Source organism: Azoarcus sp. DD4 (assembly GCF_006496635.1).
Classification (GTDB): domain Bacteria; phylum Pseudomonadota; class Gammaproteobacteria; order Burkholderiales; family Rhodocyclaceae; genus Azoarcus.
Genome location: NZ_CP022958.1, coordinates 3427367 through 3440742 on the forward strand (window position 1 = coordinate 3427367; position 13376 = coordinate 3440742).

Annotated in this window: 9 protein-coding genes; 1 reads left to right on the forward strand and 8 read right to left on the reverse strand. The window is 65.7% G+C overall.

Annotated elements, in window-relative coordinates; translation table 11 throughout:
- Positions 1 to 23 precede the first annotated feature (23 nt).
- From CJ010_RS15795 to CJ010_RS15810, 4 genes are all read right to left on the reverse strand, one after another.
- The gene (locus CJ010_RS15795; RefSeq protein WP_141018924.1) at positions 24 to 1169 is read right to left on the reverse strand and encodes an ABC transporter substrate-binding protein; all 1146 of its coding nucleotides are present in this window, start codon (positions 1167 to 1169) and stop codon (positions 24 to 26) included.
- A gap of 151 nt (positions 1170 to 1320) precedes the next feature.
- A complete protein-coding gene (locus tag CJ010_RS15800; RefSeq protein ID WP_141018925.1) occupies positions 1321 to 2082 on the reverse strand; it encodes an ABC transporter ATP-binding protein in 762 nt (253 codons plus the stop codon).
- A 3-nt stretch (positions 2083 to 2085) separates the two neighbouring features.
- On the reverse strand, positions 2086 to 3891 hold the full coding sequence (locus tag CJ010_RS15805; protein ID WP_141020734.1) for an ATP-binding cassette domain-containing protein: 1806 nt from the start codon (positions 3889 to 3891) through the stop codon (positions 2086 to 2088).
- A gap of 104 nt (positions 3892 to 3995) precedes the next feature.
- Positions 3996 to 5033 (reverse strand): branched-chain amino acid ABC transporter permease, encoded by a 1038-nt coding sequence (locus CJ010_RS15810; protein ID WP_141016480.1) that lies wholly within the window; start codon positions 5031 to 5033, stop codon positions 3996 to 3998.
- Between the two features lie 472 nt (positions 5034 to 5505).
- Between CJ010_RS15810 and CJ010_RS15815 the strand changes: the two genes are divergently transcribed.
- A complete protein-coding gene (locus CJ010_RS15815; protein ID WP_141018926.1) occupies positions 5506 to 6429 on the forward strand; it encodes a TetR/AcrR family transcriptional regulator in 924 nt (307 codons plus the stop codon).
- Positions 6430 to 6693: 264 nt separating this feature from the next.
- Here the strand turns inward: CJ010_RS15815 and CJ010_RS15820 are convergent, their stop codons facing one another.
- The 4 genes from CJ010_RS15820 to CJ010_RS15835 all read right to left on the reverse strand — a co-directional run bounded on the left by CJ010_RS15820 (position 6694) and on the right by CJ010_RS15835 (position 13365).
- Entirely contained in the window at positions 6694 to 7683 is a 990-nt protein-coding gene (locus tag CJ010_RS15820) for a YCF48-related protein (RefSeq protein ID WP_205754798.1), read from the reverse strand.
- Between the two features lie 15 nt (positions 7684 to 7698).
- Entirely contained in the window at positions 7699 to 10092 is a 2394-nt protein-coding gene (locus CJ010_RS15825) for an RND family transporter (RefSeq protein ID WP_141018927.1), read from the reverse strand.
- A gap of 53 nt (positions 10093 to 10145) precedes the next feature.
- Positions 10146 to 11900: a DUF1302 domain-containing protein gene (locus tag CJ010_RS15830; protein WP_141018928.1), complete on the reverse strand. Its 1755-nt coding sequence runs from the start codon at positions 11898 to 11900 to the stop codon at positions 10146 to 10148.
- Positions 11901 to 11991: 91 nt separating this feature from the next.
- Positions 11992 to 13365 (reverse strand): DUF1329 domain-containing protein, encoded by a 1374-nt coding sequence (locus CJ010_RS15835; RefSeq protein WP_141018929.1) that lies wholly within the window; start codon positions 13363 to 13365, stop codon positions 11992 to 11994.
- Between the last annotated feature and the right edge of the window lie 11 nt (positions 13366 to 13376).

The following is a 13376-nucleotide window of genomic DNA, read 5'->3' on the forward strand; positions in this document are numbered from 1 at the left end:
TCCCCGTTCCCTTGCCTGTCGTCTTACTCGGCGCGCATCAGCTTGTAGGCGCCGTTTTCCACCTTCACCAGCACTCGCGCACGGGCGTCGTGGCCGAAGTGGTCGGTCGGGCTGATGTTGTACACACCATGCACGCCCACCACGTTCTTGGTGCCCTCGATCGCGTCGCGCAGCGCGGCGCGGAACTCTGGCGTGCCCGGCTTGGCCTTGGCCTTGGCGGTGGGGACGGCGTTGTTGAGGATCAGGTAGGCATCCCACAGGTGGGCGCCCTGCGGACCGACGGTGCCGGCGCCGTACTTGGCCTCGTAGCTCTTGACGTAGCTGTTGATGACGGACTTCATCGGGTTGCTGTCGGGCAGCTGGTCGGCAACGACGATGGGACCGGTGACGAAGATGCCGCCTTCGAGGGCCTTGCCGCCGACGCGCAGCACGTCACGGCCGATGGCGCCGTGGGTCTGGTAGATGCGGCCCTTGTAACCGCGCTCGACCAGGGTGGAGTGCGGCAGCGCCGAGGGTGTGCCGGAGGAGACGATGAGGACGGCGTCCGGCTTGGCGGCGATCAGCTTCATCGCCTGGCCCATCACCGAGGTGTCGGCGCGGTTGAACTTCTCGGTCACCGTCAGCGGAATGCCCTTGGCTTCGGCGGCCTTCTTCATCTCGGCCATGAAGCTTTCGCCGTAGGGGTCGGCAAAGCCGATCACGCCGATGCTCTTGACGCCGTTGGCGACCATGTCCTCGGCGATGGCGCCGGCCATGATGGCGTTGTGCTGGGGCATGCGGAACACCCAGTGATCCTTCTCCGCCGGCAGCGTCGCCACCGGGCCCAGGGCCAGCAGCGGGGTCTTGGACTCGACCGCGATCTCGGTCACGGCGATGGTGTTGGACACCGTGGAGGAACCGATGATGACGTCGACCTTGTCTTCCTCGGCCAGCTTCTTGGCGTTCTTGGAGGCCTGGGTCGGGTCGGTGGCGTCGTCGAGGACGATCCAGTTCACCTTCTCACCGGCGATGGTGGCCGGCAGCAGGGCAACGGTGTTCTTCTGCGGGGCGCCGAGCGCGGACGCCGGGCCGGTCGCCGACACGGTGATCCCCACGTTGATGTCGGCCCAGGCCGGCATGGAGAACAGGGATGCCACCGAGACTGCCACTGCGAGTTTGTTGAGTTTCATGTTTCCTCCTAGGAATGGATGCCGGCCCGTGGGCCTGCTGCTTCGCTACTGTTGCCGGCGGCATCGATGTGCCGCTCTTGTGTGGTGTTGCCGCTGCTTCCTTCTACTGTCCTGCCCGGGTTTTCCCCGCCCCGGTTTCTTTCTTTCCGACTCAAGTCGCCAACATCTCCTGATGCTTGCCCCCCAGCCCCAGGTAAGCCTCGATCACCCGCGGATCGTCCTTCAGCTGCGAGGCCGGCCCTTCCATCGCGATCTGGCCGGTCTCCAGCACGTAGGCGTAGTCCGCCACCTGCAGCGCCGCGCGCGCGTTCTGCTCGACCAGCAGGATCGACACCCCGCGCCGTCTGAGCTCCGAGATGATCCGGAAGATCTCGCGCACGATCAGCGGCGCCAGGCCCAGGCTCGGTTCGTCCAGCATCAGGAGCTTCGGTTTGGCCATCAGCGCGCGGCCCACCGCCAGCATCTGGCGCTCGCCGCCGGAGAGCGTGCCGGCAAGCTGGCTGCGTCTTTCCTTCAAGCGCGGGAAGAGGTGATACACCTCCTCCATGGTCTGGCCGTGGTCGCGCTTGCCCATGCGGTAGCGCTGGAAGGCGCCCAGCGTGAGGTTGTCCTCCACCGTCATCTCGCCGAAGAGTTCGCGCTTCTCGGGGACGAGGTTCATGCCGCGCGCCACCATGCGTTCGACTTCCGGCACCGCTTCGATGCTGCCGTCGAACTGGACTTTGCCCTTGGAGTTGAGCACGCCCATGATCGCGGAGAGCATCGTGGTCTTGCCCGCGCCGTTGGGGCCGATCACGGTGACGATCTGGCCTTCGCCCACCGTCAGGTTGGCGTTGGTGAGCGCTTCCACCTTGCCGTAGGCCACGCACAGGTCCTGGATCTCCAGCACCTTGTTCTTGGTTTCGTTCGCCATGATTTACTCCACCCCGCCCAGGTAGGCTTCGAGCACCTTCGGATCCTTCTGCACGTCTTCCGGCAGGCCCTCGGAGATCTTCTCGCCGAACTCCATCACCACCACCCGATCGACCAGGCCCATGACGAAGTCCATGTCGTGTTCGACCAAGAGGATGGCCATGCCTTCGGCCTTGAGTTTCCTGAGCAACTCGCCCAGCGCTTCCTTCTCCTTGAAGCGCAGACCCGCGGCGGGCTCATCGAGCAGCAGCAGGCAGGGGTCGGAACAGAGCGCCCGGGCGATCTCGAGGATGCGCTGCTGGCCGAGCGCGAGGCTGCCGGCTTCGTCGAACATGTGTTCCGCGAGGCCCACGCGCTCGATCTGGCGGGCCGCTTCTGCCAGGAGGCGCGACTCTTCTTCGCGGTCCATGCGCCAGGCCGAGCTGATCACGCCCTTGTCGCCGCGCAGGTGGCCGCCGATGGCGACGTTCTCGAGCACGCTCATGGTCGGAAGCAACTTCACGTGCTGGAAGCTGCGGCTCATGCCCATCCGTGCGATCTCGCGCGAGTCGTGACCGGCCACCGGCTTGCCGCGGAACAGCACCTCGCCCGAGGTCGGGGTGTCGACCCCCGAGATCTGGTTGAACATGGTGCTCTTGCCGGCGCCGTTGGGGCCGATCAGCGCGAGGATCTCGCCCGCGCGCACTTCGAGGCTCATGTTGTTGTTGGCGACCAGGCCGCCGAACTTGCGGGTGACGTTCTTGGCTTCGAGGATGAGCTCGCCCTTCTTGGGCAGTTCGCGGCGCGGCAGCTCCTTGGCGGCGGCGTCCAACGTCTTCCGCTTCGCCCCCGCAACCAAACTACGCGGGACGAGCTTGGTGAGGATGGGCCACAGGCCGTCGCGGGCGCGTTGCAGCACCACCACCATCATCAGGCCGAAGACGATGACTTCGAAGTTGCCCGACTGGCCGAAGAGTTTGGGCAGCAGGTCCTGCAGCCACTGCTTGAGCACGGTGATGACGCCGGCGCCGACCAGCGCACCCCAGACGTGGCCGGCACCGCCGACCACCGCCATGAAGAGGTACTCGATGCCGATGTGCAGGCCGAACGGGGTCGGATTGACGAAGCGCTGCATGTGGGCGTAGAGCCAGCCCGAGGCGCAGGCGTGCAGCGCGGCGATCACGAAGATGATCATGCGCGAACGCGAAGTATCGACGCCCATCGCTTCGGCCATCACCATGCCGCCCTTCAAGGCGCGGATGGCACGGCCTTCGCGCGAATCGAGCAGGTTCTGGGTGGTGAAGACCGCGGCGAGCAGGAAGACCCAGATGAGGTAGAAGATCTCTTCACCCTGGTCGAGCACCCAGCCGAAGATCGAGATCGGCGGAATGCCGGTGAGGCCGGTGTGGCCGCCCAGGCTTTCCATGGTGCCGAACAGGAAGTACAGCGAAATCCCCCAGGCGATGGTGCCCAGCGGCAGGTAGTGGCCGGAGAGCTTGAGGGTGAGGGAACCGAGCACCACCGCGACCACCGCGGTGAAGACCAGGCCCACCCCCAGCGCCAGCCAGGGCGAACCGCCGGCCCAGGCGAGCCAGGCGGGCAGATCGGTGGCGGTGCACAAGAGCGCGGTGGTGTAGGCGCCCAGCCCCACGAAGGCGGCCTGGCCGAAGCTGGTGAGGCCGCCGACACCGGTCAAGAGCACCAGGCCGAGCGCCACCATGGCGTAGAGGCCGATGTAGTTGAGCAGCGTGACGTAGAAGGGCGGCAGCACCAGCGGGGCCACCGCGAGCAGCGCGAGGAAGACGCCGAGGATGACGCGGGGAGAGAACATGGCGGACCCGGTGGTCGGTTGTTGGGCAGGCACCACGGTGAGGGGCGGCCGGGCGGCGGACTTCGCCGCGGGCGGGCTCACGCGGGATTCGGGCAGCGGCGCGCTCATTCTTCTTCCTCCAGGTGGTGGCTGGTGAGCGAGCGCCACAGCAGCACCGGGATGATCAGGGTGAAGACGATGACTTCCTTGTAGGCGCTGGCCCAGAAGGACGAGAAGGCTTCGAGCAGGCCGACCAGCACCGCGCCGACGGCGGCCAGCGGGTAGCTGCCCAGCCCGCCGATGATGGCGGCGACGAAGCCCTTCAACCCGATCAGGAAGCCGGTGTCGTAGTAGATGGTGGTGATCGGTGCGATCAGCACGCCCGACAGCGCGCCGATGAAGGCGGCCAGCACGAAGGTGAGCTTGCCGGCGAGCGCGGGCGAAATCCCCATCAGCTGGGCGCCGACGCGGTTGATCGCGGTGGCGCGCAGCGCCTTGCCGTAGAGGGTGCGCTCGAAGAACTGGTAGAGCGCGGCGATCAGCGCGAGGGAGGCTACGATCACCCAGATGGTTTGCCCCGACACCAGCAGCGGGCCGACTTCGAAGCGGGCTTCACTGAAGGGCGGCGTGCGCTGGCCTTCGGCACCGAAGAACAAGAGCCCCAGGCCGACCATGCCCACATGCACCGCGACCGAGACGATCAGCAGGATGAGCACCGGCGCCGAGGCGATCGGCTGGTACACCACGCGGTACATGAAGGGCCCCATCGGCACCACCACCGCGAGCGCGAGCAGCACCTGCGCGGCCAGCGGCAGCGTCTTGAGCGGCAGCGCCATCAGCAGCCCCGCGAGCACCAGCGGATAGGCCAGATTCCAGCCGACGATGCCGCCGAGCTTCTTCGTCTGGCCCGACTGCAGCGCCGCGCGCCCGTCGAGCAGCGCTGCGATCACCCCCAGCGCCACCAGCAGCCACACCGTCGCCGGCACCCCGCCCGCCTGCATCATCGCCAGCGTCAACGCGCCGTACGCGACAAATTCCCCTTGCGGGATGAAGATCACCCGCGTGACCGCAAACACCAGCACCAAGGCCAGTGCCAGCAGCGCGTAGATCGCTCCGTTGGTGATGCCGTCCTGTCCCAGCAACAGCGCTATCTGAAAATCCATGGCGAACCCCGACCCTCCCGGCACGCAGCCAGGAAGCTAGTAGGAATTGAGGGGGACTGGCTTCAGCCAGCCAGCGAAGAGCGGCGGAGCGCGCGTGCGTCCGCCGCGCAGGGCGTGGCTGCGGGTCGCAGTTGTGTGACCGTGGACATGGCGCGGGGCGCGCCGGCGGGGCTGTGAAGATGCAACATCAGTGACTCCTCCTGATTCGACGTCTCGTAGCGTCCCGACCTGTACTCGGCGGCTTGTGCCGCTCTTGGCGATCGGTCCGGTGGTGTAACCGGTATGTGTGCAATGTAGCGACCAAAAACTAGCTTGTCAAACACTTGTTCAATTGATTAGTTAGTTCTATGTTACGGGTAAGCCGACGCTGCAGGAAGGCGATGCGATCGCTATGATTCACGCCGGCCGACCGGCGCCTGGATGCAGCACCCAGATGCGGCCCCACCTCTGCAAACGCAAAGAAAGCACAGCGATGAACCAGGCTCTACCCAGGGCGGAAGCCCATACAGACAGCCGCGACGTCGAAAGCGAGATCCTCGCCCTCGCCCTCCGCGAACCCGAACTCGGCCAGGCCGCGGTCGCCGAACGCCTGCGCCTGGCCGGGCTGCAGATCTCCGCCTCCGGCGTGCGCTACATCTGGCAGAAGCACGGGCTGGAGACGGCGGTGAAACGCCTGCAGGCGCTGGCCGAGCAGGCGAGCGAGGGCGTGGAGGTACTGACCGAAAGCCAGCGCCGCCTGCTGGAGCGCGGCGAACTGAGCGCGCGGCTGGCCCGCGGCGAGACGGCGAACGACGCCGGCGGCAAGGAAGCCGCCAGCGACAGCGGCGGCGAACCGCTGGAACGCAGGCAACTGATCCTGAACGCGGCGGCCGAACTCTTTTCCGAACAGGGTTACGACCGCAGCTCTATCCGCGACATCGCGCGCAAGGTCGGCCTGCTACCCGGCTCGGTGTATCACTATTTTCCGTCCAAGGACGAGCTCTACCTCGCGGTGCATCGCGAAGGTTTCCAGCGCGTGCTGGCACGGGTACGGGCGGCGGCGGAGACAGGCAGCGACCCCTGGGATCGCCTGCGGCTGGCCTGCGAGGTGCACGTGAGCGGGATCGTCGAAGGTTCGCCGGTCGACCGCATCACCGGCCACAGCCTGTCCTTCACCGGCAACCAGGAACTGCTCGCCAAGATCCAGCCCTACCGCGAATCCTACGAGGAAGTGTTCCGCGAGCTGATCAAGGCCCTGCCGGTGGCCGCAGGCACCGATCGCTCGCTGCTGCGGCTCTTCCTGCTGGGCGGAATGAACTGGATCTATCTGTGGTATCGCGAGGGCCGCCGCAGCCCCAAGGACATCGCCGACGCCATGGTGGACATGGTGCGGAGGGGGGTCGAGCCCGGGGGCTAGAGCCGGATCGACGATCGAAAAGGCAGCGGCTCTGCCGCTCGATGCCAGCAGGTGAAAGAGAAAAGTGGCCGCTCGACGCATGCCGAGCGGCTGGCCCAAAGCGGGCCGAAGGAGCCGCCTCCCGCCGGAAGGCTCACCATGAATTGGAGACGGCTCGGGGAGGTTGCGCGTCATCCCCCACGGCGCGGATCACGATGCATTCGTGCCAGTCGTACCCTCCGGCCCGGCGCCCCCGAAGCGCACCTCACGATCGGCACATCGCGCTCATGGACGATCGGCGAGTACGCCGGTCCGCGAGAAGATCGTCAGCTGCTCGCGGCCGGTCGCCACCGCGGCCGTCATCGACAGGCGATCAGCGCGCTGGCGTAACGTGAAGTGCAGTCCGTCATCGCTACTCTCAAGCGTGACGCCGTCAAGCGCAACAGCGAACACCTTGCCGCCGATTTGCACGACATCCGTAATCGAGCTGCCGGACCCGGTGGAAATGGCCATCCAGTGCGCGCCTTGGTCGACACTCCGGTACAGGCTGCCGCGCATGCCGGCAACGATCAGCGCGCCGTCGTCGAGCGCTGTTCCGCTCCAGAAGGTTCCGCGATAACCAGTGGCATGAGCGGTCCAGCTGTCGCCGCCGTCGCGCGAGCGGAAGACCGAACCCCGTTCGCCCACGGCATACAGCGCGCCGCTGCGGTCGGAAAAGATGTGCATCAGGTTGGCGTCGGCCCGCCTGCCCTCGGGTGAGGGCAAGCTCACTTCGGTCCACGTCCTGCCGCCATCGACCGTGCGCAGCATCAGCGACCACAGCCCCACGGCCACCCCGCGCTGGCGGTCGAGGAAGCGGACCGAGAACAGCGGCCTGTCCTCGTCGGTGTCGATCCGCTGCGTGGTCCAGGTGTCGCCGCCATCCTCCGTATGCAGGATGGCTCCCCAATGGCCGACAGCCCAGCCATACCGGTCATCGACGAAAGACACCGCAGTCAGCGTAGCGTCCAGCGGCACCCGTGCTGCCTGGCGCCAAGCTCTTCCGTGATCGTCCGACAACAGGATCACCCCCCTGTCGCCAACGGCCACCAGGCGGTCACCCGCCCGTTCGGCGTCGAGCATCATCGCCCTGGCAGCGTTCGCGGTGCGTTCGGCTGCACGCGGGCTCAAGGCCGCAGGGGACGCCAGCCCGGCATCGGCATGGACGACGACGGGAAACAGGAGCGCAGCGAGCAAGACGCCCAGCCGGGAAGTGTTGGCCGAATTCATGTTCATCAGTGTCGCTCCCGTTCAGTGAGCCAGGATGCCGGGGGCCCGCACCGGCGTCCTGCGGGGAAAGATGCGCTCCAGCCACACGGCGAAAGCGGGCAAGGCGGTCATCGCCATGACCATGTTCACCATGAACATGAAGGCAAGCAGCTTCCCCATGTCCGCCTGGAACTTGAGCTCGGAGAACATCCAGGTCGCGACGCCGATGGCCAGCGTGATCGCAGTGAAGATGGTGGCCATGCCGACTTCGAGAATGGAGTGTTCCAGCGCCTTGACGATGCTCTGTCCGTAAGCCAGGTGCAGTTGCAGCCGGTTGTAGATGTAGAACGCGTAATCGACGCCGATGCCGACGGCCAGCACCATTACCGGCAAGGTCGCCACCGTCAGCCCGATCTCCAGTTCCTTCATGAACCAGTAGCCGATAAAGGTGCCGACGGTCAGCGGCAGGCAACATGCGATCACCGCGCGGAAGTCGCGGTAGACCATGGCGACCAGGACCACGATGGCGGCGTACACGTAAAGCAGCATCGGCATCTCCGACTTGTGCACCTCCTCGTTCACCGCCGCCTGCACGCCCGCATTGCCCGAGGCCAGCCGCACCCTCACGCCCTCGACCCGGTCGCGCTCGCGAAAGGCCTTCACCTCGCGGATGACGGCGTTGATCGTGCTCGCCTTGTGATCGGTCAGGAAAAGATGGACGGCGGTCATGCTGCAATCCTTGTTCATGAAACCGCGTACCCGTCCGATCTCGGCGGCGAGCGCGGCATAGTTGGCGGGGTCGAGCGGAACGACCGACATCTTGGGATTGCCCTCGTTGTAGCCCTCGTTATAGGTCCGCAACTGGCCGCTGAACGACAGCGCCGACAGCACGCCGGGCACATGCCGCATGGCAGCGACGAAGCGGTCCTGATAAAGCCCGACCTCGACCCGCTCGCAGGATTCGGGCGGCGCCTCGAAGATCACCGTCAGCCAGTCCAGCCCGGTGTCGTAGCCGGCCGCAATGGAAACCGTGTCCCGGTTGAAGCGGGCATCGGCCCGCAATTCGGGAGCGCCCGGCTGCACCGTGCCCACCACCCGGTCGGCGCTTTGCCACACCGAGACGGCGAAGATCGCCAGCGTGATGACGATGGTGATTGCGGCATTGCGCGGCTCGGCCACGCGCGCGAGCAATCGCAGCCCGCCGGCGCGCCTCTCGCGCCTGAGCACCGCCTTGTCGGCGTAGGCCCGGTCGAAGCGGAACAGCGAGGCCGCCAGGGGCAGCATGACCAGGTTGGTGGCGATCTTGTAGCCGACACCGAGCGACGCGGTGATGGCCAGCTCGCGCACCATCGGGATGGGAATCAGGATCAGCGTGACGAAGGACACGAAGGCGGTGATCAGCGCCAGCGTGCCCGGGATCAGCAATGCGGTGAAACTGGCACGCGCCGCCTCCTCGGACGTCTTGCCGTGCGATAGCTCGCGCACGATGAAATTGATCTGCTGCACGCCGTGGGAGACGCCGATCGCAAACACCAGAAAGGGCACGAGCACCGCCAAGGGATCGAGACCGAAGCCCAGGAGCTTCAAGGTGCCGAACTGCCACACCAGCGAGGTGAAGGAGCACGCGATGGGCAGCAGCGTGAAGCGCACCGAGCGGCAATACCAGAACACCGCCAGCGCGGTCAGCACCAGGGCAATGGCGCAGAACTCCAGCACCGCCGACGCTCCGTCGGCGATGTCGCCGATCTGCTTGGCGAAACCGATGATCTGGATCTCGAACCTGTCGTCCTCGTAGCGGCTGCGCAATTCTTCCAGCAGCCGGTTGTAGGCGACGTAGTCGAGGGCATGGCCGTCGCGGTCGCGTTCGAGCAATTCGGCGACGATCATCGCACTGGTCTGGTCGCGCGAGACCAGGGTTCCGACGAAGCCGCCCTGGCTCGCCGCGCGCTGGATGTCGGCAATAGCCCTGTCATCGAGATCGCGCGGCGAGATCGTGCCGGCGATCAAGGGGTCGGCGCGGAAGCCTTCCTCGGTGATTTCATTGACAAAGGAGTTCGGCGTCCACAGGGACTGGACGCCGAGGCGGTCCACGCTCGGCAGGAAGCTCACCGCCTGCGTCACCTCGTACAGCCGGCCGAGCGCCGGCGCCGTCCAGATGGAACCCTCGCGCGCCTTCACCACGACATTGAGACGATTGGCGCCGAGAACCTCCTCGCGGTACTGGTTGAACGTCTGGATGTATTCGTGCCCGACCGGCATCTGTTTCTCGAACCCCGCATCCATGCGCAGCTGGTGGGCGAAATAGCCCATTGCCACGGTGAACAGGGCAAACGCGACGAGAATCGCACCACGTCGCCGGAAGCAGATGTCCTCCAGCCGCTTGAGCGTGCTGGTCAGGAACGCGTCGACGTCGTCGACCTTGAACGGATTGAGCATGGTCTTACCCGGGAGAGTGCATTGCAGCCCCCGCCACCGGCGGGGACCCCGCATCAAAAGTTTCTGGAGACGAAGCCGCCGATGAAGTCGCGATCGCGGAGCGGCGCACTGACCGAAGACTCGCCACCCCAGAACTTCGTGTAGTTGATGCCGGCCTGCCAGCTGGCGGGATTGCGGTTGAACAGCACGTAGAAGTTGGCCGACTTCGCGCCTTCCGCCCAGTTCGCCATGAAGTTGGGCGTGTTGCCCTTGACCGAGTGCGAGACGAACACGCCGGGAATGACCTGCCAGCCCGGTATCAGCGTGCCGTCGTAAGTGAGGCTGAAGTCGAACATGTAGCCCCACGACAATTCGTCGCCCTTGCCGACCAGGTTGCCGTTGGCGTCGAGGTGGGTCCATGCGCCGGAGGCGACCAGTTGCTGATAGGTAACACCGTTGGTGGTCCGGGTGTAGACCTTGTTCCGGCTGACGCCGGGATAGGCGATGGCGACCGCCTCGCCGAGGAAGGTCCCGGTTTGGGCGCCGACGAGGTCGAGGAACCAGCCATGGTCGCTTGGCGTCAGGCTGAGTATCCCGGTGAGGTGGAGCTGATAGCGCTCCTCGTCGACCGAGCCGTTGCATGCGACGCCAAAGACGGCGCCGCTGCCGTCCATATCGGAACAGGCACTCAAAGACACCGCGTCCTTGGGCCGGTAGGAAAGTTCCGCCCCCACGGCCCAACTGCCGAGCGAGGTGTTGGCGCTGATGCCGTAGAGTTCGCGGTCCTCCTTGTAATAGACGCTGGTCCGTGTGGCCCCTGCGTTCCAGTACTGGAAGTTTGGCGTCTTGTCGTGATAGCGCTGGTAGTAGAGACCGATGTCGGCGTCGAGCGCCTCGGCGCGGAACTTGAGGGAAACGCCGAACTGGCCTTCATCGCGCGGTTTGTCGTCGCGCCCCACCGGAAGCGCCTCGCCCGCGGCCAGCATGGCGGCACGCGCCGCAGGCAGGCTCATGCCATAGAGCGGATCCCCCGCCGTGCGGATCCTGCTCGCCGCATCGGGGGTGAAATAGAGCAGGTGGTCGCGCCCCTTGTCGAAGGTGTCGCCGATCGAGAAATAGGTCCCCGAGGGCGGGAAGGCATATGGCTTCCATTGAAACTGGTAGTACGCCTCCAGATTGACTCCGCCGCCAAGCCCGGCAGCAACACTCACCATCGGCGACGGCAGGAAGGCCTCCTTGAGCTGCACCCCGGGCGACGACAGCCGCTGGAGATCCATCGCGACGTTGGCGTTGATGCCACCGATCATGAACAGACTCTCGCCCCAGCTTATGACCTGGTTACCCAGACGCACCCGGCCGCGCTGATCGCCGATATCAAAAGCCTTGCTGACCCACAGGTCGTAAAGCCGCACATACCGCCCCACCTCGCGCCTGGCCTCGCTGTCGAGATCGGTGCGCGCCGTCTCGTGCGCAGCGAAGTCATACAACCAACCCACGCGCCCCATGAACTTCCATTCGTCGGGGAAATTGAGCAGCAGCTCATGGGAGCCCTTCAGATGGGCGGTGAAGAAATCGCCCTTGTCGTAGTTGAGGTTGCCGTCGTCGGCATTTCCCCACACCGGCGTGTTGGCATTACCGCCACATGAGCCGGAGACGTCGCCGATATGGCTGCAACGCTGGCCCTCTACCCGCTGGCCGAAGCCCAGCGTCAGGGTGGAGTCGAGCGAACCGTTGAACCACTCGTTTTCGAACTGGAAAGCGTGGGCCGCTGGCGCAAGAACGCCGGCCAAAGCGAAGCCCAACACCTGCTTCTTCAGGTGTGCGTACATGTCGTGATCCCTTGGTGAAACCGCCGCGTGGGACACTTCCCACGCGCGGCGGAGCGGATAGCGGTGACTGGCTGAAGAGGAATTCCCTGGTTCAGCGATCGCTTATGGTGCGCAGGTTGTCGGCGGTGTAGAAGCTCTCCTTCAGCTTCGGATCGTCGGGCTCGGTCAGCCACTTCAGATCCTGCCCGGCACCGAGGCTCGCCTGGTCGTAGAGCACCCTCCCCGAACTCAGGTCGTACTGCACGAACGCCGGGTTGTCACAGGCCCCGGTCTCCGCCACCGGAATCACGAAGCTCTCGCGCACCTTCCACAGCTTGCCCTGCGCGTCATAGTCCTCCGCCCCCACCAGGGACCAGGAATCCTCATCGACGTAGAACCGGCGCTTGGGGGCGACATGGCGCACACCGTCCTTCACCGTCGCCTCCACCACCCACACCCGATGCAGCTCGTAGCGGGCGGCCTTCGGATCGACACCATCGGGGGAGATCACCTTGCGGCGGTCTGCGCCGGGGTCGTACATGCCGAAGCCGTTGTAGCCGATGTACATCTCCTTCCGGCCCACCAGCTTCCAGTCGTAGCGGTCGGGCGTGCCGTTGAACACGCGCGGCTCGTCGACCGTGTACTGGTTTTCGAAGCCCACCTGCGGCGCGTCGTAGGCGTAGCTGGGCATGCGCCGCACCCGGCGCTGTCCGGGGAAGTAGTAGAAGGTCTCGCTGGGCTGATTGAGATAGGAGGTGAGGATCAGTGCCTGGCCGGCAAGCGCGGTGGGCGACGCGTAGTTGAAGTAGGTGTAGTACTCGACTGGCGCCTGCTCGCTCAGTCTCGCAGACCCCTTCTTGCCCCAGGGGTAGTGGTAGGCCTGGCTGGCCTTGGCTTCGATCCAGTCGCCACCACTGGCCCGCGGCGACAGCATCACCCATACCGTAGGCATCAGGAGGCCCACGCCCGCGTACTTCATCTTGGCGTTCCACAGCACCTCGATCCCGCTCTTCGGCTGCGGGAACGGGATGCCCGGCACAGTGGCATCGGCGAGACTCCAACCGTCCGGCCCGATCCTGGCGCTGCCGACGTTGGCCTTGGTGTTCTGCTGGACGAAATCCGGCGCAGAACAATGGCGATGGGTGGGATAGACCTCCAGCTTGTAGTTCCTGAAGGTCTTGAGCAGCGCCTTCTGCCCCTCGGTGAGCGTGTCGGCGTACTTGTCCGCGTTCGCCGCATCGATGACGAACAGGGGCTTGTCGTCCTTGAAACGGAAGAAATCGCCGCGCGGCTTACCGTAGCTCCAGCCCGGGTTGAGCACGCTCCGGTCCTGCCAGGCCGGAATCGTCCCGTCCTTGTTGCCGGCCCGCTCGCCGCCCAGCGGCGTCAGGTCGCGTCCGAGCCGCTCCACATCTTCCGCCGCGGCGGCGGGCTGTGCCGCCAGCACGATCGCCGCGGCCACAACAGTCATGGTGTAGCGCTTCATTTTCTGTCTCC